Genomic DNA, 3,218 nt, shown 5'->3' on the forward strand with positions numbered 1-3,218 from the left:
ATCCACGCCATGCGTGGATGGCTTGCGCGGGATGCGTGCCAACCAAGGTTGGCACCTACCGAAGCGGGGCGCCAGTAGATCCACGCCATGCGTGGATGGTTTGGGCCGAATGCGTGTCAACCAAGGTTGGCACCTACCAACGCCAGGCAAAAAAAAACGCCCCGCGGATGCGGGGCGTCTTCAGCACAACCTACTGCGGCCGATCAGCCCTGGTAGTCGCGCACGTCGCTGCCGGTGTAGACCTGGCGCGGACGGCCGATCTTCATTTCCGGATCGACCTGCTGTTCCAGCCAATGCGACACCCAGCCGGAGGTACGGCCCAGGGCGAACATGACGGTGAACATTTCGGTCGGGATCTGCAGCGCCTTGTAGATGATGCCGCTGTAGAAATCGACGTTCGGGTACAGCTTGCGGGCGACGAAATACTCGTCCTGCAGCGCGGCCTGTTCCAGCTTCACGGCCACGTCCAGCAGCGGATCCTGCACGCCCAGCTGCTTGAGCACCTTGCCGGTCATCTCACCGATGACCTTGGCGCGCGGGTCGAAGTTCTTGTAGACGCGGTGGCCGAAGCCCATCAGGCGGAAGCCGGAGGTCTTGTCCTTGGCCTTGAGCACGGCGGACTCGACGTTGTCGGCAGTGCCGATCTCTTCCAGCATCTTCAGCACGGCTTCGTTGGCACCGCCGTGGGCCGGACCCCACAGCGCGGTGACGCCCGCAGCGACCGACGCATACGGGTTGGCACCGGTCGAACCGACCAGGCGCACGGTCGAGGTCGACGCGTTCTGCTCGTGGTCGGCATGCAGGATGAACAGCAGGTCCAGCGCCTTGACCACGTCCTGGTTCAGCTCGTACTGGCCGTCGGCCGACTCGAAGGTCTGCTTCAGGAAGCGGCTGACGTAATCCAGCGAGGTGTCCGGCTTGTTGGCCGGCAGGCCCTTGCCGTGGCGGTAGATCAGCGCCGACAGGGTCGGCACCTTGGCGATCAGGCGCACGGCGGCCTGGCGGCGCTGTTCGGCGTCGGACAGGTCCAGCGAGGTGTGGTAGATGCCCGACAGCTGCGCGATGGCGGCGGTCAGGATGGCCATCGGGTGGGCATCCTTGGCGAAGCTGCCGATCAGGGTGTTGATCGACGCATCGACATTGGCTTCGGCCGCCAGCTCGTCGGTGAAGGCCTTCAGCTGCTCGGCGCTCGGGCGCTCGCCGTTGATCAGCAGGTAGGCCACTTCGACGTAGCTCGACTTTTCCGACAGCTGTTCAATCGGGTAGCCGCGGTACAGCAGCACGCCCTTGTCGCCGTCGATGTACGTGATGGCGGACTTGCAGCTGGCCGTCGCGGTGAAGCCGGAATCGTAGGTGAAATACCCCGTTTCCTTGGTCAGCTTCGCGATGTCGACGCAGTCGTTGCCAAGGGTGGGTTTGATGACGGGCAGAACGACCGACTTATCGCCGGCGTTGAGCGTGACCTGATCAAGATCGGACACTGTGTGCGCTCCTTCATGGGAAGGCGCCTGCCCAAGCGCATTGGTCAGGCACGTGAATGACGTCCTCGGCCTGTGCCGGGGATCACGCCATTATCGCACAGCAGCATTTGCCCGGCGCTAGACAGAAGTCGTAGACGACAGGCGGCCAGAACCCGGCCATTGAGCGGCCCGGATCGGCAAAAGCGTTGTCACGCGAACGCAGTGTTCCGTCCATCCAAACGCCCGTTGGGCAGGCGTTGGGGAAAAACAAACGGCCGCGCAGAGCGCGGCCGTCGGTTCGAAGCTGGATCGACAGATCAGCGCGCGTAGCGCTTCTGGAACTTGTCGATACGGCCCGAGGTGTCGATGACCTTGTGCTTGCCCGTGTAGAACGGGTGCGAAGCCGAGGAAATTTCAACCTTGACCAGCGGGTATTCGTTGCCGTCTTCCCACTGGATGGTTTCCTTCGTCGCCATGGTCGAGCGGGTCAGGATCTTGAAATCGGAGGTGACGTCATGGAAGACGACGTCGCGGTAGTTCGGATGGATATCGGCCTTCATGGGCTCACACCGTAAATGGGCTGGTGGTCAAGAGCGGCATTATAAGCACCGGTTGCCGCCCGGGGCAACCGGTACCGGGACATCGACGTCAGTCCGCGCCCAGAGCCTGGCGTACCAGGGCCTCGAAACGCTGCTGGTCGTAGGCCATCAGCAGATCGCAGTTGTCCGGCTGGCCGGTCTGGCGGTTCCAGTCGACGATGGTGGCACCGCGGCTGAACGTGCCGTTCAGCTCCACGTTCAGCGGCCGCGACTCGACCTGCAGCTGCCCTTCCGGGTTCAACGCCCAGGCCATGGCCACCGCATCGGCGGTATACCAGCGGCCCCCCTTGCTGTCCTCGGACAGGCCACGGGTCTTGCGCGAGATCAGCTCGTAGAAGCGGGCGCGATCGGAATCGGCCTGCAGCCACTGCTCCGCCTGCTCCAGCGGCAGGCCGTGGGCGACGGTGGCTTCCCAGTCCGATACCAGCAGGTGCTTGAACGAGGTGAACACCACATGCGCCGCTTCCGGATCGAAGGCGATGTTGAACTCGGCGGCCGGGGTGATGTTGCCGTGGCAGGTGACCGCGCCGCCCATCACCACGATGCGCTTGATGCGCTGGGGCAGGGTCGGGTCCAGCTTCAGCGCCAGCGCGAGGTTGGTCAGCGGGCCGAGCATCACCAGCATCAGTTCGCCGGCGTGTTCGTGCGACAGGCGCAGGATGGCCAGCGCAGCGTGCTCGGCTTCGGCCTGGCGGCTCGGCGGCGGCAGGTCCACGTCGCCGTAACCATCACGGCCATGCACGTGGGCAGCGTCGACGGAGGGATGCAGCAGCGGATCCGGGCTGCCGGCAAACACCGGCACGTCGGCGCGGCCAACGATATCGCAGAGCTTGAGGGCGTTGCGGACGGTGTACTGCAGGCCGACATTGCCGGCGGCGATGGTCAGGGCGACCACGTCATGCCGTTCATCGGCAAAGGCCATCAGCAGGGCCAGGGCGTCGTCCACACCGGGGTCGGTGTCGATCAACAGGGGGATCTTGTGGGTCATCGTTGCCGTCTTCAGATCGGCAACGAAGTGTGGACCGGGATGATGACCGTTGCAAGTACGGGGGTTGGGGTTCGGCAGGGCTGCGCCCTGCACCCGCCGAATCAACGGCAAACGCCAGAGCAACGGCAAAAGCTGGTTTCCTGTGGGGATGGCGGGGTGGGTCCGGTTGCG

3 protein-coding genes are annotated in these 3,218 nt (G+C 64.4%); all 3 read right to left on the reverse strand.

Annotated features, from left to right (window positions below; genetic code table 11):
* Nucleotides 1-203: 203 nt before the first annotated feature.
* Nucleotides 204-1,481, reverse strand: a complete 1,278-nt coding sequence (locus tag N7590_RS21995; RefSeq protein WP_164242503.1) for a citrate synthase — start codon at nt 1,479-1,481, stop codon at nt 204-206.
* 296 nt (nt 1,482-1,777) lie between these two features.
* Complete coding sequence (locus N7590_RS22000; protein ID WP_005410871.1) at nt 1,778-2,020, reverse strand: type B 50S ribosomal protein L31; 243 nt, start codon at nt 2,018-2,020, stop codon at nt 1,778-1,780.
* Between the two features lie 88 nt (nt 2,021-2,108).
* Entirely contained in the window at nt 2,109-3,047 is a 939-nt protein-coding gene (locus N7590_RS22005) for a nucleoside hydrolase (RefSeq protein ID WP_053512168.1), read from the reverse strand.
* Between the last annotated feature and the right edge of the window lie 171 nt (nt 3,048-3,218).

This window comes from Stenotrophomonas sp. GD04024, assembly GCF_029837545.1.
In the GTDB taxonomy this organism is placed as follows: Bacteria; Pseudomonadota; Gammaproteobacteria; order Xanthomonadales; family Xanthomonadaceae; genus Stenotrophomonas; species Stenotrophomonas forensis.